General features: G+C 49.2%; 25 protein-coding genes and 1 pseudogene. 16 read left to right on the top strand and 10 right to left on the bottom strand.

What is annotated here, in order from left to right:
* The coding region (locus BLP64_RS09580; protein ID WP_143001093.1) for an ISAs1 family transposase at window positions 1-597 on the bottom strand (597 nt) is incomplete at its 3' end.
* A gap of 165 nt (window positions 598-762) precedes the next feature.
* Between BLP64_RS09580 and BLP64_RS09575 the strand changes: the two genes are divergently transcribed.
* The gene (locus BLP64_RS09575) at window positions 763-1,491 is read left to right on the top strand and encodes an ankyrin repeat domain-containing protein (protein ID WP_092593834.1); all 729 of its coding nucleotides are present in this window, start codon (window positions 763-765) and stop codon (window positions 1,489-1,491) included.
* Window positions 1,492-1,559: 68 nt separating this feature from the next.
* Here the strand turns inward: BLP64_RS09575 and BLP64_RS09570 are convergent.
* From BLP64_RS09570 to gorA, 3 genes and pseudogenes are all read right to left on the bottom strand, one after another.
* Window positions 1,560-1,997, bottom strand: a pseudogene (locus BLP64_RS09570) (ISAs1 family transposase); the annotation flags it as partial.
* On the bottom strand, window positions 1,960-2,145 hold the full coding sequence (locus BLP64_RS10925; protein ID WP_233340147.1) for a transposase family protein: 186 nt from the start codon (window positions 2,143-2,145) through the stop codon (window positions 1,960-1,962). The pseudogene BLP64_RS09570 and the gene BLP64_RS10925, both read right to left, overlap by 38 nt.
* A gap of 127 nt (window positions 2,146-2,272) precedes the next feature.
* Window positions 2,273-3,631: a glutathione-disulfide reductase gene (gorA, locus tag BLP64_RS09565; protein ID WP_092593833.1), complete on the bottom strand. Its 1,359-nt coding sequence runs from the start codon at window positions 3,629-3,631 to the stop codon at window positions 2,273-2,275.
* 128 nt (window positions 3,632-3,759) lie between these two features.
* On the opposite strand from gorA, the gene BLP64_RS09560 reads away from it, so the two are divergent.
* Window positions 3,760-4,488 (top strand): M48 family metallopeptidase, encoded by a 729-nt coding sequence (locus tag BLP64_RS09560; protein WP_176754965.1) that lies wholly within the window; start codon window positions 3,760-3,762, stop codon window positions 4,486-4,488.
* Here the strand turns inward: BLP64_RS09560 and BLP64_RS09555 are convergent.
* Complete coding sequence (locus BLP64_RS09555; protein WP_233340146.1) at window positions 4,452-6,761, bottom strand: S9 family peptidase; 2,310 nt, start codon at window positions 6,759-6,761, stop codon at window positions 4,452-4,454. The two genes, BLP64_RS09560 and BLP64_RS09555, sit on opposite strands and share 37 nt — an antisense overlap.
* 97 nt (window positions 6,762-6,858) lie before the next feature.
* On the opposite strand from BLP64_RS09555, the gene prlC reads away from it, so the two are divergent.
* A complete protein-coding gene (prlC, locus tag BLP64_RS09550; protein WP_092593831.1) occupies window positions 6,859-8,934 on the top strand; it encodes an oligopeptidase A in 2,076 nt (691 codons plus the stop codon).
* Here the strand turns inward: prlC and BLP64_RS09545 are convergent.
* A complete protein-coding gene (locus tag BLP64_RS09545) occupies window positions 8,891-9,112 on the bottom strand; it encodes a DUF2970 domain-containing protein (RefSeq protein ID WP_092593830.1) in 222 nt (73 codons plus the stop codon). The two genes, prlC and BLP64_RS09545, sit on opposite strands and share 44 nt — an antisense overlap.
* Window positions 9,093-9,404: a hypothetical protein gene (locus tag BLP64_RS09540; RefSeq protein WP_092593829.1), complete on the bottom strand. Its 312-nt coding sequence runs from the start codon at window positions 9,402-9,404 to the stop codon at window positions 9,093-9,095. The genes BLP64_RS09545 and BLP64_RS09540 overlap by 20 nt, the downstream gene beginning before the upstream one ends.
* Before the next feature lie 138 nt (window positions 9,405-9,542).
* On the opposite strand from BLP64_RS09540, the gene rpe reads away from it, so the two are divergent.
* The 8 genes from rpe to BLP64_RS09500 all read left to right on the top strand — a co-directional run bounded on the left by rpe (window position 9,543) and on the right by BLP64_RS09500 (window position 17,069).
* The gene (rpe, locus tag BLP64_RS09535) at window positions 9,543-10,217 is read left to right on the top strand and encodes a ribulose-phosphate 3-epimerase (protein WP_092593828.1); all 675 of its coding nucleotides are present in this window, start codon (window positions 9,543-9,545) and stop codon (window positions 10,215-10,217) included.
* Window positions 10,218-10,232: 15 nt separating this feature from the next.
* Window positions 10,233-11,237 carry a tryptophan--tRNA ligase gene (gene trpS, locus BLP64_RS09530; protein WP_092593838.1) on the top strand — a complete coding sequence of 335 codons (1,005 nt, stop codon included), beginning with the start codon at window positions 10,233-10,235 and terminating at the stop codon, window positions 11,235-11,237.
* Between the two features lie 3 nt (window positions 11,238-11,240).
* Entirely contained in the window at window positions 11,241-11,858 is a 618-nt protein-coding gene (locus BLP64_RS09525) for an anthranilate synthase component II (RefSeq protein WP_092593827.1), read from the top strand.
* Window positions 11,859-12,051: 193 nt separating this feature from the next.
* Window positions 12,052-13,266, top strand: a complete 1,215-nt coding sequence (locus BLP64_RS09520) for an aspartate aminotransferase family protein (RefSeq protein WP_092593826.1) — start codon at window positions 12,052-12,054, stop codon at window positions 13,264-13,266.
* Between the two features lie 18 nt (window positions 13,267-13,284).
* Window positions 13,285-14,313, top strand: coding sequence for an arginine N-succinyltransferase (gene astA, locus BLP64_RS09515; protein WP_092593825.1), 1,029 nt, complete (start codon window positions 13,285-13,287; stop codon window positions 14,311-14,313).
* Window positions 14,313-15,782, top strand: a complete 1,470-nt coding sequence (gene astD, locus BLP64_RS09510) for a succinylglutamate-semialdehyde dehydrogenase (RefSeq protein WP_092593824.1) — start codon at window positions 14,313-14,315, stop codon at window positions 15,780-15,782. The genes astA and astD overlap by 1 nt, the downstream gene beginning before the upstream one ends.
* Before the next feature lie 39 nt (window positions 15,783-15,821).
* Window positions 15,822-16,223 (top strand): OsmC family protein, encoded by a 402-nt coding sequence (locus BLP64_RS09505; protein WP_176754966.1) that lies wholly within the window; start codon window positions 15,822-15,824, stop codon window positions 16,221-16,223.
* The gene (locus BLP64_RS09500) at window positions 16,224-17,069 is read left to right on the top strand and encodes a 23S rRNA (adenine(2030)-N(6))-methyltransferase RlmJ (RefSeq protein WP_092593822.1); all 846 of its coding nucleotides are present in this window, start codon (window positions 16,224-16,226) and stop codon (window positions 17,067-17,069) included.
* Here BLP64_RS09500 and BLP64_RS09495 read toward each other — a convergent pair.
* Both BLP64_RS09495 and BLP64_RS09490 read right to left on the bottom strand, forming a co-directional pair.
* Entirely contained in the window at window positions 17,066-17,944 is an 879-nt protein-coding gene (locus BLP64_RS09495; RefSeq protein WP_092593821.1) for a phosphoribulokinase, read from the bottom strand. The genes BLP64_RS09500 and BLP64_RS09495 overlap by 4 nt on opposite strands.
* Before the next feature lie 67 nt (window positions 17,945-18,011).
* On the bottom strand, window positions 18,012-18,245 hold the full coding sequence (locus BLP64_RS09490; RefSeq protein ID WP_092593820.1) for a SlyX family protein: 234 nt from the start codon (window positions 18,243-18,245) through the stop codon (window positions 18,012-18,014).
* An 87-nt stretch (window positions 18,246-18,332) separates the two neighbouring features.
* Here BLP64_RS09490 and BLP64_RS09485 point away from each other — a divergent pair, with 87 nt between their 5' ends.
* Window positions 18,333-19,097: an FKBP-type peptidyl-prolyl cis-trans isomerase gene (locus tag BLP64_RS09485; RefSeq protein WP_092593819.1), complete on the top strand. Its 765-nt coding sequence runs from the start codon at window positions 18,333-18,335 to the stop codon at window positions 19,095-19,097.
* Between the two features lie 15 nt (window positions 19,098-19,112).
* On the opposite strand, the gene rsd is transcribed toward BLP64_RS09485, so the two are convergent.
* Window positions 19,113-19,586: a sigma D regulator gene (gene rsd, locus BLP64_RS09480; protein WP_092593818.1), complete on the bottom strand. Its 474-nt coding sequence runs from the start codon at window positions 19,584-19,586 to the stop codon at window positions 19,113-19,115.
* A gap of 89 nt (window positions 19,587-19,675) precedes the next feature.
* Here rsd and nudC point away from each other — a divergent pair, with 89 nt between their 5' ends.
* The 4 genes from nudC (at window position 19,676) to BLP64_RS09460 (ending at window position 25,899) form a co-directional block, all read left to right on the top strand.
* A complete protein-coding gene (gene nudC, locus BLP64_RS09475) occupies window positions 19,676-20,503 on the top strand; it encodes an NAD(+) diphosphatase (RefSeq protein WP_092593817.1) in 828 nt (275 codons plus the stop codon).
* Window positions 20,504-20,541: 38 nt separating this feature from the next.
* Complete coding sequence (hemE, locus tag BLP64_RS09470) at window positions 20,542-21,612, top strand: uroporphyrinogen decarboxylase (RefSeq protein ID WP_407681269.1); 1,071 nt, start codon at window positions 20,542-20,544, stop codon at window positions 21,610-21,612.
* A gap of 121 nt (window positions 21,613-21,733) precedes the next feature.
* Complete coding sequence (locus BLP64_RS09465) at window positions 21,734-22,792, top strand: efflux RND transporter periplasmic adaptor subunit (RefSeq protein ID WP_092593815.1); 1,059 nt, start codon at window positions 21,734-21,736, stop codon at window positions 22,790-22,792.
* 5 nt (window positions 22,793-22,797) lie between these two features.
* The gene (locus BLP64_RS09460) at window positions 22,798-25,899 is read left to right on the top strand and encodes an efflux RND transporter permease subunit (RefSeq protein ID WP_092593814.1); all 3,102 of its coding nucleotides are present in this window, start codon (window positions 22,798-22,800) and stop codon (window positions 25,897-25,899) included.
* Window positions 25,900-25,920: the final 21 nt, after the last annotated feature.

Here is a 25,920-nt window from a genome sequence, read left to right as displayed (position 1 = left end):
GACGTCCAGAACCCAATGAAGGCTGTTCTCTACAGCCCAATGAGAACGTACCGCTTCGGCCAGTTGTTTCTCACTCAATGACGCTGAGCTGATATAGTAACAGTATGTCAGCTCGGGCGGCTTTCCTTGCTGTTGGCGGAAGCGCATGCTCATGCCAAGCGTCTTTAGCTCAGGCCATTGCGGGAACGCTTTGCTCACGTCATTAGCGCTTAACACATGGTATGTTCGGGCTTCTATGCGACCCCGTTTTTGCTCGAAGGTTAAACCACCAAGGGGCGCTTTGCGTGTCTCAGCAAACGCATCTTCCACCGCCTTCATCCAGTTAATAAAGCAGGCTCTGAACTGCTCTGGGTCGATACGCGAAATGGTACGGGCAATGGTGTCATCAACGGGGACGCCCTCGCGCAGGTAACCATGCTGTTGAAACCAGTCAAGGTGGCCGTCAGCATAATCTCGGATCTCGCTCCAGCCTTCGGCTCCAGCGATAACACCACACAAGGTGATAAATAAAATATCCTCAAGCGGATAAGTCACTTTTGCTAATTGACGATTGTCAGATAATTCGCCAAAGTGTGTGGTGAAGGCTTCGATATACATGGCTTTACTCCCTGAAAAGAGAGTATAAGATCACGACTACACTGGATCGTCAAACTGATCGTTTAGCTTTCGCTCAGGTGGTTAAGAATTGTTCACGATCTCGCCCTGGTATGATAGCCCTCTCGGTAGACACTCAATTTCACAGTTTTCAGGAAGGTAGTTGAGATGAATTATACGCACTTAAAGGTCTTGTTGGTTGCATTATTGATTGTGTCATGCGGAGTTGAGAGTGTGGCTCCTAGCGAAAATAAAGCATTTTCCTATATAAAAAGCTCTGATTTAGGGTCTTTAAAAAAGTATGTGCTAGATGGGGGGAATCCAAATCTAGTAGATGAAAATGGTAATTCTTTGTTGTTATTAGCAATAATGAATAACGACTTACGTATTTTTAAATTTTTATTAGAAAATGGTGCCACTTTCAACTTTAGAAATGAGCAGGGAAATCCAAGAGAGCGCTTGGTTGTAATGGAGCAAGCTGCAATTTCAGAGAATGAAGGATTCTTGCAAATTCTCTTAGAGATAGGAGCAGACCCAAATACATTAGATAGCTATTTAAAATATGGGGTTCTATTCCAAGCTGTCGTGGCTACAAAACCTAGCAACGTCAAACTACTTGTGTCCTATGGCGCTGACATAAACGCTGTTGGTCCAAATGGCAAAACACCGATTCATAGCGCAATTGCAATTAAAAACTTTGAAATAGCCAATTACTTATTGGATAACGGTGCTGATTTGACAATAAAAGATAAATGGGGAAATTCACCTGTAGATACACTTAAAATGTTTGGTGATGCCGGAATAAAATTAAATAGTGACCACTATGAATGGTACTTGAAGTTCTTACATAAGCTGGATATAGATCCTCAGACTATCGCTAAAACAAGACATAATTGATGGTAGCTATTAACGTTAATTTGCAATTCCAATCAGGAAAACAAGCAGGGCAACCGCATGAATGCTCATTAATTAATCATGCTGCTGAAGCCCGCTGTTAGCACAGCTTCCAGATAGCTGGCTTTCATCCAAGCCCGTTTTTGCTTAGCTGGTATGCTGCCTTTTGATGACTCTGCACGCAGCATGTTGAGCGCCAGATGGCGCAGCATCGACCAGTTTTCGGCACCGTGGTTCTGGTGGATTTGACAGTCGTCTTCACCCATGCTGACGTCCAGAACCCAATGAAGGCTGTTCTCTACAGCCCAATGAGAACGTACCGCTTCGGCCAGTTGTTTCTCACTCAATGACGCTGAGCTGATATGGTAACGGTATGTCAGCTCGGGCGGCTTTCCTTGTTGTTGGCGGAAGCGCATGCTCATGCCGAGCGTCTTTAGCTTAGGCCATTGCGGGAACGCTTTGCTCACGTCATTAGCGCTTAACACATGGTAGGTGCGAGCTGCCCTTCGGTGCTTTCGTGCACAGCCTGCATCCAGTTAATACGACAACACCACACAAGGTGATAAATAAAATATCCTCAAGCGGATAAGCCACTTTTGCTAATTGATGATTGTCAGATAATTCGCCAAAGTGTGTGGTGAAGGCTTCGATATACATGGCTTTACTCCCCGAAAAGAGAGTATAAGATCACGACTACACTGGATCGTCAAACTGATCGTTTAGCTTTCGCTCAGGTGGATAAGAAACGTTCACGATCTCGCCCTGGCCTTTCAGTTTTACTACCTTAGCCCCTCATCGTCACAAACTCTTCTGCACTGGTAGGGTGCAGAGCGACGGTGGCATCAAAGTCTGCTTTCGTTGCGCCCATTTTAATCGCAACAGCAAAACCTTGCAGAATTTCGTCCATGCCTTCACCAAGACCGTGGAGGCCGACCACTTTTTCATCGGCACCGACGCAAACCAGCTTAAAGGTGCTCAGCGCACGGTGCGGTGTTACCGCGTTATACATGGCCGCAAACTGTGAACGATACACTTTGACTGCATCGCCATACTGCTCCCGTGCTTCGGCCTCGGTAAGGCCAACGGTACCAATTGGCGGGTGACTAAAGACGATGGTTGGAATCAAACTATAGTCCATATGTGCATCGGGAAGGTCTTTGTTAAACAGGCGCTCCGCGAGTAACCGACCTGCTTTGATCGCGACCGGTGTTAATTGTGCTTCGCCGGTGATATCACCTACCGCGTAAATTCCTTTGACGTTGGTGTTTTGGTATTTATCGGTGCGGATAAACCCTTGCTCATCGGTGACCACACCCGCTGCTTCAAGGTTGATGGCATCGGTGGCAGGTTCACGGCCAATGGCCCAAATCAGACAGTCAATGCCATCAATTATTTCCCCAGCTTCGGTATGCAGGGTTAGTAGGTTCGTGGTGGCATCTTTTTCTACTCGAGCAACGACAGAGTTGGTGTGGAGTGTTGGACCATCTTGTTGCATGCGTTCGAGCAAGGCAGTGGTGATATCCTGGTCAAAATAGCGCAAAGGGCGGTCGCCGCGCACCATTAAATGAGCATCGGTTCCAAGTGCGTGCAGGACACCAGCAATTTCTACGGCGATGTAACCGGCTCCAACAACCACCGCTTTTTTGGGTTGTTCGGTCAGTGCGAAGAAACCGTCTGAATCCATCCCATATTCGGCGCCAGGAATTTGTGGAATCAACGGGCGGCCACCGACGGCGATGGTGATGTGATCTGCTGTAATACGTTCGCCATTCACTTCAACCGTGTTGGCATCAACAAAGCGAGCAAAACCTTCAATATAATCGACACCATTGCCAGCAAAACCGCGATGATAAGCGCCATGGATTCGTTCGATATAGGCTTCACGGTTTTGCACCAAGGTGCTCCAATCGAATCCTTTTTGCTCTAATTGGAAGCCGTATGCTGAGCTGTACTTAATCGCCTCAGCAATATGCGCGCCAAACCACATGACCTTTTTCGGAACGCAGCCGACGTTAACGCAAGTCCCGCCCACCGCTTTGGCCTCAATGACCGCGGCTTTGGCACCACGAATTGCAGCTCGGTTCGCTGAGGCGATACCGCCGCTACCCGCTCCAATGGCAAGATAATCATAATGTCGACTCATGTGCATAACTCCTTGGACATGCTTATAGCTACAGATTTTTAAATGAATAATGGCTATGATCGCTGAAAAGGACGCTCGGTGCAATGTAACCCACCCGAGAACTCACGCTGAATGCCATGAAAAATCCGATGAGCCTAATCTATAAAATCAATCGCAGTCCCCGCCGCCGCCACATTGCTTTGAAAGTTAGTGGGGGAGAGTTGTATGTGTTAGCGCCTGCAGATGCATCCAATGACACCATTGCGGCGGTGGTACAGGCGAAGGCTGCATGGGCTCGAAAACATCTGGAAAGTCAGCAAGCTCAGTTGCGTCATTTGCCACTGCGTCAGTGGCAAACGGGGGAGCAAATACGCTGGTTGGGGCAACCGTTAACCCTCGTGATCGCGCGGGGAACGCGTAAGCGAATCGAGCGAGTGGGCAGTGAACTCCAACTGACGTTGGCAGCCCGCAGTCCATTACCAACCACTGCCCATCAATTGGTGCGCGGGTGGTATCAAGCACAAGCGCAACAATGGCTCGATGACTTTTTCCAGCATTGGCAAGTGGCTGAGTTAACGCCTCGTACGTGGTCCGTGGGCGATTTTTCGAGTAAGTGGGGGCACTGTACGCGGAGCGGAGCGTTGCGCTTTAGTTGGAAATTGTGGCTGGCGCCGTCATGGGTGGTACGGAATGTCGTGATTCATGAACTGTGTCATTTACAAGAGTTCAACCACAGTGCTGCATTCTGGCAATTGGTCGCGCGTTATTCAGCCGACTATCAAGCGGCTGAACAATGGCTGCGTCAGCACGGGATGACCGTGCTGAGCAACCAATACTTAGATTATTGTGAGGTCGAGGAATCGTTCACCGGCAAATAACGTTGTAAAAAGTCTGCCATCATGGTGCGCAGGTGGCGAGTTGTGCCTTTCCCTTCGTGAATTCCATGGGTACGGTTTGGATATGCAAAATAATCGAATTGCTTCCCATGTTTAATCAGTTCATTCACCAATCGTTCGGTGCCTTGAAAGTGAACGTTGTCATCCGCGGTGCCATGCACCAACAACAAGCGCCCTGCCAGTGCGCTGGCATGAGTAATTGCGGACGTTTCGCGGTAGCGCTCAGCGGCCTCAGGCAACAGACCGGAATACCGTTCTTGGTAAATCGTGTCATAGAGCGTGAGGTCTGGAACGGGCGCTAAGGCGATGCCAACATGATAAGCATTAGGATAACGGAACATGGCATTCAAGGTTTGTGAACCGCCGCCACTGTGGCCCCAAATACCGACCCGATCGGCATCAATAAACGACCAACGTTGCAACATACCTTGTAAGGCGTCGTATTGGTCACGAACGGTAATATCTCCCAGGTTTTTATAAATGGACCGACGCCATTCAAAACCACGAGGTGAGCGCGTGCCACGGTTATCCACCGAGGCCACGATATAGCCCTGCTGAGTTAAATAGGTATGGAATAGCATGCGTTCACCACCCCAACTATTACTCACCGTTTGCCCCCAAGGTTCGCCGTACACATAAAAGACAATGGGGTAGCGCTGGTTGGGGTCAAAGTTGGTGGGTTTCATCAAATAACCATCTAACACTAAACCATCGCGAGCTTCGACTTGGAAGAATTCAAACTCACCGCGTTGCAGCTGGTCAAATGCCTGTTGAGCACGAACATTGTCTTTGATGACACGAATACTGCGATGATCAGGCAAACTGATCATGTCGACCACAGGAACCTGTGCAATGTTGGAATAAGTGTGGACGGCATAGTTTGCATTTGCAGAGAGTTGATAACTATGAGTGCCAGGTTGCGCGGGAGTAAGGCGCTCTAATTTCCCACTGCCGTCTAAGCTGGCACGGAATAGGTAGCGCTCCAGTGGGTTCTCAGGAGAAGCAATGAAATAGACCCAGCCATTGGCTTCATTGATTTGCAGAACTTCAATGACATCCCAGTGGCCACGTGTGATGGCTTGGATTCGGCCAGAATCGCGCTGTACACGATAAAGATGACGGTAGCCGCTGCGCTCGCTCAGCCAGGTAAAGGCTTGGCCTCCCTGAATAAACTCAACGTCATCGACATATTCTGCCCAGCTGTCGGTGGTTTCGGTCACCAGTGGACGCGCTTGGCCCGTTGCAATATCTGCTAAAAAGGCAATGTTGACGGCTTGTGAGCGAGTGAGTTGCTGGATCAGTAGTTGCGAACTATTTCCTGCCCATTGCATGCGCACTAGATAATGTTGGCGCGGGTCCCCTGGAATCTTCATCCAACGGGTTTTACCACCTTGCGCAGGCAATACGCCAATCCGCATCGCTGCGTTGGTTTCCCCTACTTTGGGATAAGGAAATTGTTTCACGGTTGGATACAGCGAGTCGGTGTTGTTGATCATCGTGAACAGAGGTGTTCCCTCTGTATCAAGCTGCCAATAAGCGATGTATTGGCCATCGGGGCTCCAACGGAAACCATCACGCAACATGAATTCTTCTTCGTTCACCCAGTCAAAGGTGCCGTTAACGATGGTGTCATTGCCATCGTGGGTGAGCTGAGTAATACGGCGGGTCGCCAACTCTTCAACATAAATATTGTTTTTCATCACATAGGCAACGCGTGTTGCCGCTGGGTTGAATTTGGCAAATTGCAACGTCGATGGCTCAGCACTACCACCCAGCTTTTGCAATTGTTGGGTCGCTAGGTCAAACACCCAGTAGTCCCCCAAAGTATGGGTTCGCCAAGAGCGTTTGGTGTTGGTAAAAATCAGCAACTTTTGCCCATCGTCGGACCAGCTGTAATCGGCAATTGTTAATGGCTCCTCGCTGGGGCTAGGTCGCAGTTTGTCTGCAGCAACGAGCACGTCCCGTTGTTGCGTGGCGGGGTGATAACGGACTAGTGACTGCCCTCCTGCAGAGGCAGGCTCTAATACCGTGTACCCGGAGCCATCACTGAGCCAACGGGTGGGGCCCACGCCTGAGGCATGATACAAACCCCGATCATATAAGTCGTCAAACTGTACTTGCTGGCCGGATTGCCCTGTATGCTGGGTCGACTCAGTGGGAGTTGAAGTCATGGTGGTGCTACAACCAGCCAATGCCACGCTGGCAATGAGCGCGGTAAAGGTATGGCGTAGGCGGGAATGATACAAGCCTGTCATAGTGAACCCTGTGGTTAAGCGTGCTCTTGAATATCACTCAAGAAGCCGCATGTTATAGTGTATGATGAAGTAACTGCATTATTAAAGAGGACGTTCCATGAGTCAAAACCCTTTACTCAGCGATTATCATTTGCCCCCGTTTGATCAAATAAAACCGTCTCATATCGTGGCTGCGATTGAGCAGCGCATTGCTGACTGCAAAACGACCATTGAGCAGGTATTGGAACAAGGGGATTTTAGCTGGGATGGGTTGGTCGCGCCACTCGAACAGGCCGATGATTTATTGGAACGAAGCTGGTCACCAGTGTCCCATCTGAATGCGGTGATGAGTGAGCCTGAGCTGCGCGAAGCTCATGATCAGTGCTTACCATTATTGGCAGCATACGGCACCTTTGTGGGGCAACATGAGGGACTTTATCGCGCGTTTAAAAACCTTCGTGATAGCGCTGCGTTCACCCAGTTAACCACCGCACAGCAGCAAGTGATCACACATACTTTGCGTGATTTTGAGCTTTCAGGCATTGCGTTGCCGGCCGAGCAAAAGCAACGGTACGCAGAAATTCAAGCGCAGCTTTCTGAGTTAACCTCGCAGTTTAGCAACCATTTATTGGATGCCACGGATAGCTGGCATTTATTAGTGACTGATGAAGCACAACTGGCAGGCTTGCCCGAAAGCGCGATTGCGGCATCCCGCGCTGCTGCGACAGAACATGATCAGCAAGGGTGGCGCTTTGGATTGGACTTCCCGAGTTATCTTGCCGTGATGACCTATGCCGATGACGCTACATTACGGCGTCAGCTCTATGAGGCATTCACCACGCGCGCGTCAGATCAAGGGCCACAAGCGGGGCAGTTTGATAATACTCAGTTGATGCAGCAGATCTTAGCATTACGCCACGAGCTCGCGCAGTTATTGGGATTTGCCAATTACGCTGAGTTGTCGATTGCAACCAAAATGGCAGAATCCACCCAACAAGTGGAACAGTTTTTAGCTGACCTTGCGCAACGTTCCCATGCACAAGCAGAAGCGGAATACCAAGACGTGGTTCAATTTGCGCGTGAATTAGATGGGGTGACCGAATTAAACGCGTGGGATGTGGCTTATTATAGTGAGAAACTAAAGCAACAAGAGTATGCAATTTCTGATGAGCAGTTACGGCCGTATTTCCCAGAGCATCAGGTGGTGCAAGGTCTGTTTAAGGTCGTCGAGCGCTTGTTTGGCTTGCGTATTAATGAACAGCCCACAGTCACTTGGCATCCTCAGGTACGTTATTTTGAGATCCACGATCAGCACAATGAATTCCGCGGCAGCTTCTATCTGGATTTATATGCCCGTAGTGGTAAACGGGGCGGGGCGTGGATGGCGGAATGCGCGGTCCGGCGGAACACTGCGGAGCGAACCTTGCAGCACCCAGTGGCTTATCTGACCTGTAACTTTAATCGCCCGGTTGACGGCAAACCTGCGTTGTTTACTCATGATGAAGTGATTACCTTGTTCCATGAGTTCGGCCATGGCTTGCACCACCTTTTGACGAAGGTGGATGTAGCGGGTGTTTCAGGGATTAATGGAGTGGCTTGGGATGCCGTGGAATTGCCGTCGCAGTTCCTTGAAAACTGGTGCTGGGAGCCTGAAGCCTTAGCCTTGATTTCAGGGCATTACGAGACCGGAGAGCCGCTGCCACAAGCCTTGCTTGAGAAAATGCTAGCGGCCCGTAATTTCCAGTCGGCCATGCAAATGGTACGTCAATTAGAGTTCAGCTTATTTGATTTACGGATTCATCGTGACTATCAAACGGGTGCTCCTGCGAGCTTTATTCAGGATACTTTGGATCAAGTGCGAGCAGAAGTTGCCGTCGTACTTCCACCTGCATATAACCGCTTCCAACATAGTTTTGCGCATATCTTTGCGGGTGGCTACGCAGCAGGTTATTACAGCTACAAATGGGCGGAAGTGCTATCGGCCGATGCCTTTGCGAAGTTTGAAGAAGATGGAATTTTTAACCGCACCACAGGGGCTGACTTCTTGCAGGCCATTTTAGAGCAAGGCGGTTCGCGGGATGCGATGGAATTGTTTAAACAATTTCGTGGTCGAGAGCCCCAAATTGACGCTCTGCTTCGCCATTCGGGGATTATGAACTCGGCAGCACCCAGTTCACAATCAGTATCAAGGTAAGCACAAATAGCACAATAAAGATCGCACCGACGGTGATGAATACAGCGGGACTCCCATGCTTAAAGTCACGTTGTCGGTTGCGCTCTGATTGTACGCCAAACAAAGCAGCAAGAATGCTGCAAATGACCGCCCAAAAAGAAGGCTTTGAGGTTGTTTCGTCAAAAGGGTTGATAGTCATGTTTCTTATCGGTTGAACCAAACAACAATTCAAATAAATCTAAAAAGTGAAACTGAGCTGAACGACTTTTTCCTGATAGCCAATTGCTCCAGGTGATTTGACGAATGTCGGTGTCTGTCGTAGCGCAGGTGGCTGCTTCGGCGGTGGGCTCAGGCGTTGATGATGCCGGCACCGATGCGACGCAAGCATTAGCCACTGGCGCGTCGGGGTGAGATTGCCACGCAGCAGCGACCACAGCGCATGCAAGCACTAGGTTAAACACGAGAATTGCTGACAAGGTTGACAGTTTCATGTGCATCTCCGCGGCAGTCAAGAACCCATAAAATAGCAGTTTTTTTACCCAACTGCCATGCCTAGTTGATGATTTTTAACTGCCAAGCAGATTGAGCTTTGGTACACTAGGGCCACTTCAATGACTCTAGGGGCAGCTATGCGCGATTTTTTAATTGCACCATCCATTTTGTCTGCAGACTTCGCTCGTTTAGGCGAGGAGGTGTCCGCAGTATTAGCCGCAGGCGCTGATGTCGTTCATTTTGACGTCATGGATAACCATTTTGTACCGAATCTGACCATTGGCCCTATGGTGTGTCAGGCGTTGCGTAACTATGGCATCACCGCACCCATTGATGTGCATTTAATGGTCCAACCGGTGGATCGAATGATTGCTGACTTTGCCGCCGCAGGGGCATCGATCATTACCTTTCACCCAGAAGCGTCGACCCATATCGATCGCTCCTTACAGCAAATCCGTGATGCTGGGTGTCAAGCAGGTTTAGTCTTTAACCCAGCCACGCCCTTGCATTACCTCGACTATGTGATGGATAAAGTGGACGTCATCTTACTGATGTCAGTGAATCCAGGCTTCGGTGGCCAGTCGTTTATTCCATCAACGCTCGATAAATTACGCGAGGCACGGCAACGCATTAAGCAAAGTGGGCGGCCAATCCGACTCGAAATTGATGGCGGCGTGAAAGTCGAAAATATCGCGGAGATAGCCGCGGCAGGCGCCGATATGTTTGTGGCGGGCTCTGCAATCTTTAACCAACCTGATTATGCGCAAGTGATTCGTGCCATGCGTGACGAACTTGCCAAAGTAGCACAATAACGGAATCGATGAATGATGAGTAAACCCATTGTACTAAGTGGCTGTCAGCCTTCTGGACAACTTTCCATTGGTAACTATATCGGTGCTTTACGGCAGTGGGTGACCATGCAAGAAACCCATGATTGCCGTTTTATGCTGGTGGATCTGCACGCGATTACCGTGCGCCAAGATCCTGAGCAATTGCGTGAAGCGACTTTAGATGGGTTGGCGTTATACCTTGCCTGTGGGCTTGATCCCGATAAAAGTGTGGTGTTTGTGCAGTCGCACGTTGCTGAACATAGCCAATTAGCCTGGGTGCTGAATTGCTACACGCAAATGGGCGAATTAAACCGGATGACGCAGTTTAAAGATAAAGCCGATCGTCACACCAATAACGTGAATGCCGGACTCTTTACATACCCAGCGTTGATGGCTGCCGATATTCTGCTCTACCAAGCGAATGAAGTGCCGGTAGGCAATGATCAGAAGCAACACTTGGAGCTGGCGCGTGATGTTGCGATTCGCTTCAATAACATTTATGGGGACGTCTTCACCGTACCAGAACCCTTTATTCCAGAAGTGGGCGCGCGGGTCATGAGCCTTCAAGATCCCACCAAAAAGATGTCCAAATCTGACGATAACGTGAATAATTTTATTGGTTTGCTGGAAGATCCGAAAGTTATCACGAAAAAACTGAAACGTGCGGTGACCGACTCGGATGAGCAAGCGCGTATCTATTTTGATCCTGCTGAAAAAGCAGGGGTTTCTAACTTACTATCTATTTTGTCGGCAGCAACGGGGCGTTCCATTGAGGAATTAGTGCCTGAGTACGCAGATAAAATGTATGGGCACTTGAAAACAGATACGGCTGCTGCGGTGGTAGAAATGCTGGCGCCGATTCAGCAACGTTATCAAGAATACCGACATGACCGGAGCTATTTGAATGACGTGATGCGGCGCGGTGCTGAAGCGGCTCAGGCTCATGCACAAGTCACGTTACAGCGTGTTTATGACGCCATCGGTTTTGTGCCACGGCCATAAACTATGTTGTTAATGATTGATAACTACGATTCTTTTACCCACAACGTGGTGCATTATTTGCGCGAGTTGGGGGCAGAAGTTGTTGTGGTTCGTCATGATGAAATTGAACTGGCGGCAATCCAAGCATTGCCGCTACGCGGTCTAGTGATTTCACCTGGTCCCGGTACTCCTGACGATGCCGGGATTTCACTGGCTGCTATCGGTGCCTTTGCTGGACAACTGCCGATATTAGGAGTGTGCCTAGGGCATCAAGCCATTGGCCAATATTTTGGTGCCCAAGTAGTACGTGCGGCGCAAGTTATGCATGGTAAAACATCCCTCCTAGAACATCACGGAGAAGGGTTGTTCGTCGGGTTGCCATCGCCATTCAAGGTGGCACGTTATCATTCCTTGTTGCTCGACGCCGACACCATTCCCGCAGAATTAGTGGTGGATGCCTGGATATCCTTAGCAGATGGGCGGCGTGAAGTGATGGCAATACGTCATCAGCAATGGCCAGTTTGGGGAGTGCAATACCATCCTGAAGCGATTGAAACTGACTACGGGCATGCGGTGCTACGCCAGTTTCTGCTTGCCTGTGGCTATTCTGAGGCTTCCTTAAATCCGCAAAAACCAGCTTAATTATTCAAGCGGGTGAGCTAATCCTGCATAGTTATGCAGGCCTCATGCAATTCAAACTAAGCCTTCCGAAACATTCACTTAATTCTCTCACCAGCCCACGACAGCGTTGGTTTTTTCTGCAATAATAGAGCCACTTTTTGAAAACCAAATTCAGGTTAATAGTGACCAATGATTACGGCAATGGGGGATGGTTATGTCTAAGAATTTAAGCGTTCAGCGTGCGGATTTTGATGAGGTGATGGTACCCAACTATAATCCAGCCAATATGATTCCAGTGAAAGGCGAAGGCTCGCGGGTGTGGGATCAAGAAGGCAAAGAATATGTCGATTTTGCTGGTGGGATTGCTGTGAACTGTTTGGGGCATTGCCATCCAGCCATGGTAAAAGCGCTGACCGAGCAAGGGAATAAACTCTGGCATTTAAGTAACGTTTTTACCAACGAGCCGGCCATTCGCCTTGCCCAAAAATTGACCTCTGCTACTTTTGCTGAGCGCGTCTATTTCGCTAACTCGGGCGCTGAGGCGAACGAAGCTGCGCTAAAATTGGCACGTCGCTGGGCATTGGATAACTATGGTGAAACTAAAAACCAAATTATCTCGTTTAACAAAAGCTTCCATGGTCGTACGTTTTTTACCGTAACGGTCGGTGGCCAAGCGGCTTACTCAGATGGGTTCGGACCTAAGCCTGGCGCCATCGAGCACGTTGACTATAACGATCTCGCTGCCTTAGAACAGTTGATGTCCGAAAAAACCTGCGCAGTCATCATGGAACCTCTGCAAGGTGAAGGTGGCGTCATTACGCCTTCTGCCGAGTTCGTGAAAGGCGTGCGTGAGTTGTGTGACCGTCACAATGCGTTGCTCATTTTTGATGAAGTTCAAACAGGTTTCGGTCGTACAGGTCATCTGTATGCGTATGAAGCTCTTGGCGTAACGCCAGATATTTTATCCACGGCGAAAGCCTTAGGGGGCGGTTTCCCTATTGGTGCAATGTTGACAACGGCAGCGATTGCGAGCCATTTAAAACCAGGTACCCACGGCAGCACCTACGGCGGCAACCCGCTGGCTTGTGCGGTGGCCGAAGCTGTGTTCGATGTGGTGAATACCCCGGAGACGTTGGCCGGCGTGAAGCAACGTGAACAACAATTTAAAGAAGCTTTAGCTGCTATTAATGCGCGCTATAACATCTTCAAAGACATTCGCGGCCAAGGGTTATTGATCGGTGCTGAACTCACTGATGCTTTTGCCGGCAAGTCACGTGACTTCTTGAATGCTGCGGCTGATGAAGGTGTGATGGTGTTAGTTGCGGGCCCGAATGTGATTCGGTTTACCCCGTCATTAATTATTCCAGAGCAAGACATTGTCGAAGGTCTTGCGCGCTTTGAACGAGCTGTTGCGAAGCTGGCTGGATAAGTTCAGCGGAGATTCGTTATGTTAGTGGTGCGCCCAATCACGCCGCAGGATTATGCGGCGTTATATACCTGTGCAGTGGAATCCGGCCATGGTTTCACCTCATTACCGATTGATGAAGGACTCTTGCGGCGACGAATTGCTCGCGCACAGGAAGCCTTCGCAAGGGAACGCGTTAGCGAACCGGGTGAGGAAGGGTACTTGTTTGTGATGGAAGACACTGCCACGGGAGAGATTGTCGGTTGCAGTGCAATTGAGGCTGCCGTTGGGTTGTCGGACGCATTCTACCATTATCATGTCGGGACCGTGGTCCACCATTCTAGAGAGCTTGGTGTTTACAATACCTTGCAAACCCTCACCTTGTGTAACGATTACACGGGGGTGAGTGAGCTATGTACTTTATTTCTACGTGAGCCATTTCGTAAAAATATGAATGGTCGCGTACTGTCTCGTTTTCGCATGTTATTTATGGCGGAGTTTCGCAACCGTTTTAGCGATATCACCATTGCCGAAATGCGTGGTGTATCTGATGCTCATGGAGAATCCCCGTTTTGGGGGTGGTTAAAAGAGCATTTCTTTTCCATTGATTTTACGCAAGCGGATTATCTGACCGGTGTGGGTGAAAAAACTTTTGTTTATGAACTCATGCCGAAACTACCGATTTACGTGAACTTATTGCCACCCGAAGCGCAAGCCGTGATTGGCAAAGTTCACGAAAACACGCGACCAGCATTAACCATGCTGCAAAGTGAAGGATTCCGCTTCCGTGGGTATGTGGATATTTTCGATGCGGGCCCGACCGTGGAAGCCGAAGTAGAAAATATTCGCAGCGTCCGTGAAAGTAAACGACTGCCCGTTAAAATTGGTGCGGTACCAAGCTCGAGCCCGAGATTCATTATCTGCAACACCCGCGTTGCTGATTTTAGAGCATTGCAAGCACCACTCGTGGCTGAGCCGGAGCAGGTAATTATCGACGCCGAAGTCGCAGCCGCATTGCGGGTGCAAGCAGGCGACTACGTTCGATTTGTCGCATTGACAGGAGCAAACTAATGTCTGATCAAAATTTGTTTATCGATGGCCACTGGGTGGCTGGTGGCGGCGAGTTATTTAAGTCCATTAACCCCGCTCGCAATGAAGTGATCTGGGAAGCCCGAGCAGCAAATGATGAGCAAGTTGATGCGGCTGTGATGGCAGCGCGTCGTGCGTTTGTTGCATGGACCGAAACGCCTTTTAGCGAACGCCTTGCAATTTGCCAACAGTTTGCGGCGTTGTTAGAACACAATAAACAGCGTTTTGCCCATTTAATTGCGGAAGAAACCGGCAAGCCAATTTGGGAAACCCTCACCGAAGTGGCAGCCATGATTGGCAAAGTGGCAATTTCTGAGCGTGCTTATCATGAACGTACTGGATTGGTAGAAAACCCCATGCCAGGTGCCAAAGCCTTTATTCGCCACAAACCGCACGGTGTGGTGGCAGTTTATGGCCCTTATAACTTCCCTGGTCATTTGCCGAATGGCCACATTGTTCCTGCGCTATTAGCCGGTAACACTGTGGTATTTAAGCCGAGTGAGCTCACCCCTAAAGTTGCTGAATACACAGTCAAACTATGGGAGCAAGCAGGCTTACCTAAGGGCGTATTGAACTTGGTGCAAGGCTTGGTTGAAACCGGCAAAGCGCTGTCCGCACATCCACAAATTGATGGCTTGTTCTTTACCGGGTCCTCCAATACGGGGCATGTGCTGCATAAGTTATTTGGTGGGCACCCCGATAAGATTTTAGCCTTAGAAATGGGCGGCAATAACCCATTAATCGTGAAAGATGTGGCTGACATTGATGCCGCAGTTCATGACATTGTGCAGTCTGCATTTATCACTTCGGGCCAACGCTGTACTTGTGCGCGTCGTTTGTTCGTGGAGCAAAGCCCGCAAGGGGATGCCATTATCAAACGCTTGATTGAAGTCACTGAGAATATTTTGGTGGATGACTATGAAGCCGATCCGCAACCTTTCATGGGCTCAATGATTTCGGCCCAAGCGGCAGCGGCAATGGTTCAAGCGCAGGATGATCTCCTTGCTGCGGGAGCAAAAACCTTATTGAAAATGCTGCATAAAGATCAGAGTTTGGGCTTTGTTACCCCAGGTATTCTTGATGTGACGGCGATGACGGATATGCCTGACGTGGAACATTTCGGACCCTTGCTGAAAGTTTATCGTTACACCGATTTTGATGCGGCAATTACCGAAGCCAATAACACCAAATACGGTTTATCAGCTGGAATTTTGTGTGACAGTGAAGAAACCTATCGTTATTTCTATCAGCGCATTCGTGCCGGCATTGTGAATTGGAATAAACCTATTACCGGGGCAAGCAGTGCGGCACCATTTGGCGGCGTAGGAGCCAGTGGTAACCATCGACCCAGCGCCTATTATGCGGCCGATTACTGTGCTTACCCAGTTGCCTCCGTAGAAGCAGAAGCGGTGAGCCTACCGGATAAGTTGTCTCCGGGTTTACGATTCTAATGAAACAAGCTGAGTAAGGAGTTAATGATGGCAGCAACGATGGAAGCCACAGTCACTTGGCGTGATGGGTTGGTGTTTGATGGCCAATCAGGAACCGGGCATGCGGTAGTCATGGACGGCGATAAAGCAGTCGCCGCCAGCCCTATGGAATTGGTGTTAATGGCTGCCGGCGGATGCTCATCGGTTGATGTGGTCAGTATTTTACAAAAAGCACGGCAGCAGGTTGCGGGTGTGCAATGCCATGTCAAAGGGGAGCGCGCCGATGCGATTCCTGCGGTATTTACCACCATTTATTTGCATTTTTTGGTGCGTGGTACCGACCTTGCGGAACATCATGTTGAACGTGCGGTGGCGTTGTCTGCCGACAAGTACTGTTCGGTGGCCAAAATGTTGGAATCCTCAGTGCAGATCACTCATAGTTTCGCGATTGAGACCGAGTAAATGAATTATCGCCACAGCTATCACGCGGGCAATTTTGCCGATGTTCTCAAGCATGTTGTTCAATGCGTGGCGTTGCGCTATTTGCAGAACAAAGAAAAACCATTTTGGGTTCTCGATACGCACGCCGGCATCGGCATGTATGACTTAACCGGCGAGGAAGCGACTAAAACTGGCGAAGCAATGGCGGGTGTCGCTCGTTTACTCGAACGTTCCGATGTGCCGGCCGCTATTGCCCCCTACGTTGAGGCGGTAAAGCAATTAAATGAGAATGGGGAATTGCGTTGGTATCCCGGCTCCCCGTGGTTAAGTGCCCTCCATTTGCGTCCGCAAGATAGTCTTATTTTGTGCGAAAAGCATCCGCAAGACAGCTTGCTGCTGGCGGCAAATGCGAATGAATTCCCGGCTGCTCGCCAAATTAAAGTAATGACTGCGACAGATGGTTATGCTGCACTCAAAGCTCTCGTGCCGCCGCCTCAAAAGCGGGGCATGGTGTTGATTGATCCACCGTTTGAACAACGTGATGAATTCGAACAGATTGTCGCTGCACTAACGGCGGGAGTACGGCGTTGGGCAACGGGAACCTATGCTGTTTGGTATCCCATCAAAGATCCCTTAGTGGTCGGTGATTTTCACCAAAAAGTGAAAGTAATTCGTGGGGTTGAGCAGGTGTATGTGATGGACTTGCTGGTGCGTTCAGCCACCGACGCCAGCCGTTTTAATGGCTGCGGGATGTTGTTTATTAATCCACCCTATGGGCTCACAGAACAGGCTACCACCATCATGAATTACTTGACGCCGTTGTTAGCGCAAGACCAAGGGGCAGAGTATCAGTGCCTGTGGCTTTAACGCGCTTGCGCGGTGCGTTTTTTGGCTAATAGTTCTTCCACTACTGGGGTGAGGATCAGTTCCATGGCGAACCCCATTTTCCCGCCGGGCACGACTAAGGTATTCATGCGTGACATAAATGAGCCATCAATCATGCGTAAATAATAGGGGAAATCCACATTCTTAATCCCGCGGAAGCGAATGATCACGAAGCTTTCATCCAGCGAAGGGATATCTTTAGCGCTAAAGGGGTTGGATGTATCCACCGTAGGCACCCGTTGAAAGTTGATATGGGTGCGAGAAAACTGTGGCACGATATGATGGATATAGTCTTCCATACTCCGAATGATGCTTTGGGTGACTGCCTCTCGAGAATGCCCCCGTTCTGAGGTATCCCGTAATAATTTCTGAATCCATTCTAAGTTGACAATAGGCACCATGCCAATCAGCAAGTCCACGTATTGGGCGACATTATAATCATCGCCGCAGACCCCACCGTGAAGCCCCTCATAAAACAGTAAATCCGTGTTATCGGGTAATGGCTCCCAAGGCGTGAAGGTGCCTGGCAGTTGGTTGTAGGGAACAGCATCGTCAAAGGTGTGTAAGTAGCGCCGCGTTTCTCCTGTTCCGGTCGCGCCATATTGCTTAAATAAGGCTTCAAGTCGAATAAAGTCATTTGCCTCAGGGCCGAAATAGCTGATATGGCGCCCCTGTTCCTGGGCTTTACGGATCGCAACTTCCATCTCAGGACGCGAATAACGGTGAAAGCTGTCCCCTTCGACCGTTGCGGCTTGGACCTCAAGCGAGCGGAAAATATGCCGCAGCGCTTGGCTGGTTGTGGTGGTGCCTGCACCAGATGACCCCGTTACCGCGATGATAGGATGTTGAATTGACATGATTCCCTCACAAATGTTGAACATCTGTTATACGGGGTCAATGAAATCAGGTCAAGTTTCCAACAAGTTAGTAATGAGGGGGAATCTCATCGGCAGGATTGATCGGCAAATCACTACGGTGTTCATTCAGTTGTTGGAACTTTTCAATCAATAACTGCATCTTACGTTGCATGTTGCTAAGTTCGTCGGCCTGCTGTGTTACCAATTGGTTAAGTGTTTCGATGGTATCTTCCTGAAAGGCGAAGCGACTTTCTAGGTCCGCGATACGATGTAATAATTCATCTTGATGCTGTCCAGCCATAGGCAAATGCCCCTAAATGTGTGTAGTATACGAAGTGCGACGAATTACAACTTACTCTGACAGATAATTCAATCCTGGAGACAATTGATGAAACAATTAAAAAAACCCTTAGCGTTGACCGTCATTGCGTTTGCGGTAGCAGGGTGTATACAACAACAAGAGCAATATCCGGTAAGTGAAACCGCTCCGGAAAGTGAACAAGAGCGGATGGCGTATGCCGTTGGTTCAACGTTAGGTGAATTTGTGGGTGACACGCTGGACCGCCAAGAGCAAGCAGAAATGGTGCTCGAGCGCGATTTAGTCATTGCTGGTTTTGTTGATGCATTGAAAGGGGAAGCAAAAATTTCCCAAGCAGAAGCAGAAGAGCTGATTACCTTGATGCAAATGCAATATGCTGAGCAACACGCGAGTGTGGTCGGTGGCCAAGCGCAAGCAGAAGGGGATGCTTACCAAGCACAAAACGCACAGCGTGCAGAAGTCACCGTAACTGAGTCAGGTCTCCAGTATGAAATTCTTGCACAAGGTGAAGACGGTCCAAAACCAAAAGAAACCGACCTGGTTGAAGTCCATTATCATGGTACTTTAATTAATGGTGAGGTTTTTGACAGCTCGGTTGAGCGTGGTGAACCGATTGTGTTTCCTCTGAACCGTGTGATTGGCGGTTGGGTAGAAGGCGTTCAGTTGATGAGCGTTGGTGATAAATACCGCTTTGTGATTCCACCTCACTTAGCTTATGGCGAGCGAGGTGCAGCAGGGGGCCAAATCCCACCTCACGCAACGCTCGTATTCGAAGTTGAGCTATTGGGTATTATCGACCCTGAGTCAGATGAAGCAGCGGTTGAGCTGTTCTAATTGCAATGATGCAAGCTAGAGCAGCTGGTGCTGCTCTAGCATTGTGACTAACTGATCCTCCAGTTCCATTCTCAGGCTTAGCGCCACACCTAGTACTGATAAGTCATCATCAAATGTTGGCAGCTCCGTGTCCGGCGTAATGTGCGCATAGCGATCATGAAAATCGAGTGCCACGTTGGTTGTTTCACCAATCCGCGGCAACAATTCTTCTTTCGCGTGCTGCAATAATTCATCGGGTGCTTCATGGCTATTGCGGACGATTTTCTCATAAATATCAAAGTGTCCTGCGGACACATAATCCATCAGTAACCCCGTGAAGTGGGTGATGTCTGTTGCGGCAGGGAGCGCTTGTGTTTCACGTCCATAAGGGGCTAACCCTGCCAACATAAAGTATTCGACCAGTAAATTTTGTCGTTCTTGTAGCCACGCATCGATGGCGGCATGGGCACCGCCCCAACGCTGCTTCGCCAATTCATTTCGCGTTAACATAGGGTTCTCCATTTCATTCATAGCCACCAATCTACTGATGATGCTAAGCTAGCGTCAACTTATTTTGGCTTTTAATTCAGGTTAGCGTTATGACAAAACCTTATCAACGCCCAGCTGCTGATGAACCTGCGTGGTGGTTCGTCATCTCAGGGGGTGAGTTATTGATGACCGAGGAACGGCAAATTCCACATGGCTTTTTAGAGGAGTTGCCATTCCCTGATCTGAATGACTATACCACGGTCTATATTGGTGAGTTGCGGGAGCGCAGCTGCTATTTGATCATTGCTGATTTTGGTGATTTAAACTTCTCAGTCGTGGGCGAGTTTTTAAGCGTGCGTGAGTTGGTGATCGGGTCTGACGATGAGTTATTCGCGATGGCCGCTCGAGCGAAACAAATCGCCGATTTTTTACCGACTCATCGATACTGTGGTCGTTGTGGCGCTCGGATGCAAGCCGTTGATTGGGAAATTGCGATGCATTGCCACACCTGTCAGCACCGCTGCTACCCACGCATTTCACCTTGTATTATTGTGGCGATTCGTAAGGGACGACAAATATTATTAGCGCGTAGTAAACGTCATCCTAAAGGTCAGTATTCGGTATTGGCAGGCTTTGTTGAGGCAGGTGAGCCGCTCGAAACAACCTTAGCGCGTGAGGTGATGGAAGAGGCGGGTATTCGCATTAAAAACCCACGTTATGTACTGAGTCAATCGTGGCCATTCCCAAACTCATTGATGATGGGTTTTTTAGCCGAATGGGAAAGTGGGGATGTACGGATTGATCCTTTTGAGTTGGAAGAAGGCGGTTGGTTTGATATCGATCATCTCCCGCTCATTCCACAACCTGGAACAATCGCAAATAAGCTGATCATGCGGCTAAAGGCTGAAATTGATCAGGAAAAAAATCGCCCAATCTGATAAGATAGTGTCCTTTACTCTCTGGTTAACTTGGATGTATGAAAATGTCTGAATTAAAGAATGATCTCTATTTGCGTGCGTTGTTGCGTCAGCCGACCGAACGGACGCCTATTTGGATGATGCGCCAAGCGGGTCGATATCTTCCAGAATATCGGGAAGTGCGCACCCAAGCCGGTGATTTCATGGCATTGTGTAAAAATGCTGAGTTAGCATGTGAGGTTACCTTGCAACCATTACGCCGATTCAAGTTAGACGCGGCGATTTTGTTTTCAGATATTTTGACCATCCCAGATGCGATGGGGCTTGGACTGTATTTTGAAACCGGTGAAGGCCCCAAGTTTGAGCGTCCATTGCGTGATGTCGCAGCGATTGAAAACCTAGGAATTCCAGATCCTGAACAAGAATTACGCTATGTCATGGATGCTGTTCGTACCATTCGCCGTGAATTAGATGGCCAGGTTCCTTTAATTGGTTTCTCGGGCAGTCCATGGACCTTGGCTACCTACATGGTCGAAGGGGGCAGCACGAAAAACTTCAGCGAAGTGAAGAAGCTGATGTTCAGTGAACCTGCTGCGATGCACATGCTACTGAGTAAATTAGCAGAATCTGTCACCACCTACTTAAACGCTCAGATTGCCGCAGGTGCACAAGCGGTCATGATTTTTGATACTTGGGGTGGGGTGTTAAGCCCGCGTGATTATCGCGAATTCTCGTTGCAGTACATGAAAAAGATTGTCGCCGGTTTAACTCGTGAAGCCGATGGCCGCCAAGTACCGGTCACCTTATTCACCAAAAATGGGGGCGCTTGGTTACCTGAAATGGCAGCGACCGGTTGTGATGCGTTGGGCGTCGACTGGACCATGGATTTAGGCACCGCGCGGGCTTTGGTCCAGGACAAAGTAGCCTTACAAGGAAACATGGATCCAAGCGTGTTATACGCACCGCCTGCTCGTATCGAAGAAGAAGTTGCGGTTATTCTGGAAAGCTATGGCCACGGTCATGGACACGTATTTAACTTAGGACATGGAATTCACCCAGGCGTTGATCCTGAACATGCACTGGCGTTTATTGACGCAGTACACAAGCTCAGCCCTGCCTATCACCGGTGATCATTTCGTTTTTGCGGTAAACCCCGTTTATTGTCCGATGAGCGGGGGTGCTGCGATAAATCACTAGGTTACAATAGTGTCATAGAATGACATGAAGCCAACGCGGTAACCTGAGGGATTTATGGCAGCACGAAACTTATTTAATCCAGTCACGATAATACTTCTTATTGCAGCAGTTGCTGTTGTCTACTTTTTGGGAATTGCTGACCCGAATGCCGGCAAAGAAGAACGGCCCCAAAATCCCGTCCCTGTTCGCGTGCAAACAGTTCAAATGAGTGAATACCGTGATGTCATCGAGGCACTTGGTACCGCACAAGCGAATGAATCCATTGTCGTTACTGCGCAAGCCCAAGACATTGTCATGGCAGTTTATTTTGATGACGGCGACTTGGTGAAAGCAGGTGATGTGTTGGTGGAGCTGGATTCCCGTGAAGAAACCGCACGTGTCCGTGAATTAAAATTCCGTCTTGCAGAAGCAAACCGTCAGTATCAGCGGCTCGTTGATTTGCGCCGCCAAAATGCCGCATCGCAGCAGCAATTAGAATCTCAGGATGTCACGGTTAAAGAAATTATTGCTTCGTTGGAAGTGGCTGAAACGCAATTAGCACAGAAACGCATTGTGGCACCCTTTGATGGCCGCCTCGGGATTCGTCATGTCAGTGTCGGCTCGTTAGTCAGCCCAGGCCAGCAAATCACCACACTCGATGATGTGAACCCAATTAAGCTTGATTTCAACGTTCCTGAATTATTCTTTGCGAGCTTAAAAGTAGGGCAGGAAGTGGTCGCTCGTAGTGGTGCCTACCCAGGTGAAGAGTTCCGCGGTGAAATCCGTAGCATTGATTCGCGGGTTGACCCGCTCACTCGCTCGATTTTAGTGCGGGCCATTTTGCCGAATAAAGAAAATAAATTACGTCCCGGCATGTTACTCCGCGTGAGCCTGCTGCGGAGCGTGGATGAAGCCATTATCCTTCCGGAAAAAGCCATCGTCCCTATTAACGATCAGATGTTTGTTTACGTTATTGATGACCAGCTTATTGCACATCAGAAACCTGTAACCATCGGGCGTCGCAAGCCGGGTATTGTCGAAATCATCGACGGCATCAAACCAGGCGACAAAGTGGTGACTGAGGGGATGATACGCCTCCGTAATGGTGTTGCCGTCTTCGTACGGGAGGGTTAACCACAATGTTACTCTCTGATTTGTCAGTCAAACGCCCAGTTTTTGCGTCGGTTGTTAATATCCTATTGATCGTGTTCGGCGTGGTGGCGTTTTCGATGCTGCCACTGCGCGAATACCCAGACATCGATCCGCCTGTCGTATCAATTGATACCACCTATACTGGGGCGTCTGCGGATATCGTAGAAACTCAAATAACCCAAGTCATTGAAGACCGTATTAGCGGGATTGAAGGGATTAAAAATATCTCATCAAACAGCCGTAACGGTCGTTCACGTATCAGCATCGAATTTGAATTGTCCCGCGATATCGATGCGGCGGCAAACGACGTTCGTGACCGTGTTTCCCGAGTGCTGGATAACTTACCTGAGCAAGTAGACCCGCCAGAAGTTTCTAAAGCGAACTCGGACGAGAGTACGATTGTTTGGTACAACTTACGCAGTGAGACCATGTCGGTATTAGAACTCACCGACTATGCCGATCGCTACATTGCCGAACGACTCTCTGTGGTTGATGGCGTGGCACGCGTGGTGTTGGGAGGTGAACGGCGGTATGCCATGCGGATTTGGCTGGACCGGGATGCCATGGCCGCGCGGAATATTACTGTGAGTGATATTGAGAACCGTCTGCGTTCCGAAAACGTCGAGCTCCCGGCGGGTGAAGTGGAATCCATTGACCGTGAATTTACCGTACGGGTGGCACGAACCTATTTAACGCCAGAACACTTTGAGCGGTTAAGTATCAAGCGCGGTGACAATGGTCAGCTAGTGCGCTTAGCCGAAGTCGCTCGCATCGAAATGGGCTCGGAAAACGATAAAACAGACTTCCGTGGCAACGGTGTGAACATGATCGGTATTGGGATTGTCAAACAGTCCAAAGCAAATACCTTAGAAGTGGTTGAAAACGTTCGCACCGAAATCGACACCATCATGCAAACGCTGCCGGAATCGATGTTTATCGTTCCTAGCTATGATTCCTCAATTTTCATTAAGGGATCGATCGATGAGGTGTATAAGACCCTGATTATCGCAATGACTCTGGTGATTGTGGTCATCTATATGTTCCTCGGGAACTTCCGTGCCACGCTTATTCCAGCCGTGACGGTGCCGGTAGCGGTGATTGCGTCTTATATAGCGCTATTTGCGATGGGATTCTCGATTAACCTGTTAACCCTGCTAGCGTTGGTGTTGGCCATCGGCTTGGTGGTGGATGACTCGATTATTGTGTTAGAGAACATCTACCGCCGAATTGAGTCGGGTGAACCCCCATTATTGGCAGCCTATCGAGGCACGCGTGAGGTTGGGTTTGCGGTATTGGCAACCACCGCAGTGTTGATATCAGTGTTCGTGCCATTAGCCTTCTTGGAAGGAAATATTGGCCAGTTATTTACCGAGTTCGCGCTTGCTATTGCAGCTGCGGTCGTATTCTCGTGTTTAACGGCACTGACGCTATCGCCCATGCTCGGCTCTAAGATTTTACAACGCAAGGAACGCTCCAATAAATTTGCTCAATTTGTTGACCGGACGTTTTCTCGAATTGAATCAGGTTACGTCCGAGCCCTGAAACGAACGCTAGCATATCCCTGGATGTCTGCCTTGCTGATTGTTTTTTCAGCACTCTTAGCGTACGGCATCATGCAGTTCGTGGAAGAAGAGTTTGTTCCGCCAGAAGACCGAGGCACATTCTTTGTCTTGGTTCGTGGGGAAGAAGGCGCAAGTTTCGAATCGAACTCAGCTCACATGCGTGAAGTTGAGCGTATCCTCATGCCATATTTGGATGCAGGCAAAATTGATCGTCTGATTATTCGTTCGCCAGGTTGGGGTGATTCGACTGGGGTCGCAACCGTGGGCGCGATTCCATTTGAAGATAGAGACTGGTCAACTTTCGAGTTGATGGATGAAGTTTCTGAAAAACTGAATGATCTCACTGGGGTTCGAGCCTTTGCCTTTATGCGCAGTGGTATTAGCGGAGGCAACGGGCGCCCGGTGCAGTTTGTCTTGCAAGGAAATACCTATGAGCAACTTGCTGCTTACCGCGATGTGCTTATCGAGAAAGCCAGTACCAACCCTTACTTGCTTGATTTAGACAGTGATTATAAGGCGACCTTACCTCAGCTGTTAATCCGCATTAATCAAGAGCGCGCGTCAGACCTTGGCGTGTCGGTGGGGGATATTGGTCGTACGCTTGAAACCATGCTTGGACAACGTCGTGCCACCACCTACATTGATCGGGGTGAAGAGTATGACGTTATCTTAGAAGGGGAACGCTCAGATTATCGTAGCCCAACGGCCATTGATAACATTTATGTACGTTCGACTACCTCAGGTCAGCTGATTCCATTATCAAACTTAGTGACCATTGAGGAAAAGGCGACAGCAGGCTCGTTAAAGCGATACAACCGGATGCGAAGTATCACCATTGAAGCGAACTTAGCTGAAGGCTATTCGTTGGGTGAAGCGTTAGCTTATCTTGAGGAAATTGTCCGAACTGAATTGCCGGATGATGTCACCATTGACTATAAAGGCGAGTCGCAGCTGTACAAAGAAAGTGGCAGCTCGGTCATCTTTGTTTTTGTGCTGGCGCTGCTGGTTGCCTACTTGGTGTTAGCGGCACAGTTTGAGAGCTTTGTGCATCCATTCGTGATCATGCTGATTGTGCCACTGGCTATTTTAGGTGCCATTATTGGTTTGTATCTGGCGGATATGACCATCAACATCTATAGCCAAATTGGGATTATCATGTTGATTGGCTTAGCGGCCAAAAACGGTATCTTGATTGTTGAGTTCGCGAACCAACTACGCGATGCCGGCATGAAGTTTGACGATGCGCTGGTGCAAGCTTCACAACAACGGTTGCGGCCAATCGTCATGACGGCAGTAACCACCTTGGCAAGTGCGTTACCACTGATCTTTGGCACGGGCCCAGGAGCTGAAAGCCGGGTGGTGATTGGGGTGGTGATTTTCGCCGGGGTCGCACTCTCGTCATTCTTGACTATTTTCGTGATTCCTTCGCTGTATTCGTTGTTGGCGAGAAACACCACATCGCCAGAAACGATTGCGAAAGAGCTAGAGGAACTGGAAGTTCAGTATCCTTACCACAAAGCCGATTAACCCGGATAAAAAAGGCTTCAT

The organism is Pseudidiomarina indica, assembly GCF_900104245.1.
Lineage (GTDB): Bacteria > Pseudomonadota > Gammaproteobacteria > Enterobacterales > Alteromonadaceae > Pseudidiomarina > Pseudidiomarina indica.
This window is presented reverse-complemented; position numbering and strand designations above follow the sequence as displayed.

Excerpts from the sequence above, each read along its gene's own strand:
- BLP64_RS09575 (WP_092593834.1), top strand. The coding sequence starts at position 763 with ATGAATTATACGCACTTAAAGGTCTTGTTGGTTGCATTATTGATTGTG.
- BLP64_RS10925 (WP_233340147.1), bottom strand. The coding sequence starts at position 2,145 with ATGTATATCGAAGCCTTCACCACACACTTTGGCGAATTATCTGACAAT.
- gorA (WP_092593833.1), bottom strand. The coding sequence starts at position 3,631 with ATGAGTCGACATTATGATTATCTTGCCATTGGAGCGGGTAGCGGCGGT.
- BLP64_RS09560 (WP_176754965.1), top strand. The coding sequence starts at position 3,760 with ATGAGCCTAATCTATAAAATCAATCGCAGTCCCCGCCGCCGCCACATT.
- BLP64_RS09555 (WP_233340146.1), bottom strand. The coding sequence starts at position 6,761 with ATGACAGGCTTGTATCATTCCCGCCTACGCCATACCTTTACCGCGCTC.
- prlC (WP_092593831.1), top strand. The coding sequence starts at position 6,859 with ATGAGTCAAAACCCTTTACTCAGCGATTATCATTTGCCCCCGTTTGAT.
- BLP64_RS09545 (WP_092593830.1), bottom strand. The coding sequence starts at position 9,112 with ATGACTATCAACCCTTTTGACGAAACAACCTCAAAGCCTTCTTTTTGG.
- BLP64_RS09540 (WP_092593829.1), bottom strand. The coding sequence starts at position 9,404 with ATGAAACTGTCAACCTTGTCAGCAATTCTCGTGTTTAACCTAGTGCTT.
- rpe (WP_092593828.1), top strand. The coding sequence starts at position 9,543 with ATGCGCGATTTTTTAATTGCACCATCCATTTTGTCTGCAGACTTCGCT.
- trpS (WP_092593838.1), top strand. The coding sequence starts at position 10,233 with ATGAGTAAACCCATTGTACTAAGTGGCTGTCAGCCTTCTGGACAACTT.
- BLP64_RS09525 (WP_092593827.1), top strand. The coding sequence starts at position 11,241 with ATGTTGTTAATGATTGATAACTACGATTCTTTTACCCACAACGTGGTG.
- BLP64_RS09520 (WP_092593826.1), top strand. The coding sequence starts at position 12,052 with ATGTCTAAGAATTTAAGCGTTCAGCGTGCGGATTTTGATGAGGTGATG.
- astA (WP_092593825.1), top strand. The coding sequence starts at position 13,285 with ATGTTAGTGGTGCGCCCAATCACGCCGCAGGATTATGCGGCGTTATAT.
- astD (WP_092593824.1), top strand. The coding sequence starts at position 14,313 with ATGTCTGATCAAAATTTGTTTATCGATGGCCACTGGGTGGCTGGTGGC.
- BLP64_RS09505 (WP_176754966.1), top strand. The coding sequence starts at position 15,822 with ATGGAAGCCACAGTCACTTGGCGTGATGGGTTGGTGTTTGATGGCCAA.
- BLP64_RS09500 (WP_092593822.1), top strand. The coding sequence starts at position 16,224 with ATGAATTATCGCCACAGCTATCACGCGGGCAATTTTGCCGATGTTCTC.
- BLP64_RS09495 (WP_092593821.1), bottom strand. The coding sequence starts at position 17,944 with ATGTCAATTCAACATCCTATCATCGCGGTAACGGGGTCATCTGGTGCA.
- BLP64_RS09490 (WP_092593820.1), bottom strand. The coding sequence starts at position 18,245 with ATGGCTGGACAGCATCAAGATGAATTATTACATCGTATCGCGGACCTA.
- BLP64_RS09485 (WP_092593819.1), top strand. The coding sequence starts at position 18,333 with ATGAAACAATTAAAAAAACCCTTAGCGTTGACCGTCATTGCGTTTGCG.
- rsd (WP_092593818.1), bottom strand. The coding sequence starts at position 19,586 with ATGTTAACGCGAAATGAATTGGCGAAGCAGCGTTGGGGCGGTGCCCAT.
- nudC (WP_092593817.1), top strand. The coding sequence starts at position 19,676 with ATGACAAAACCTTATCAACGCCCAGCTGCTGATGAACCTGCGTGGTGG.
- hemE (WP_407681269.1), top strand. The coding sequence starts at position 20,542 with ATGAAAATGTCTGAATTAAAGAATGATCTCTATTTGCGTGCGTTGTTG.
- BLP64_RS09465 (WP_092593815.1), top strand. The coding sequence starts at position 21,734 with ATGGCAGCACGAAACTTATTTAATCCAGTCACGATAATACTTCTTATT.
- BLP64_RS09460 (WP_092593814.1), top strand. The coding sequence starts at position 22,798 with ATGTTACTCTCTGATTTGTCAGTCAAACGCCCAGTTTTTGCGTCGGTT.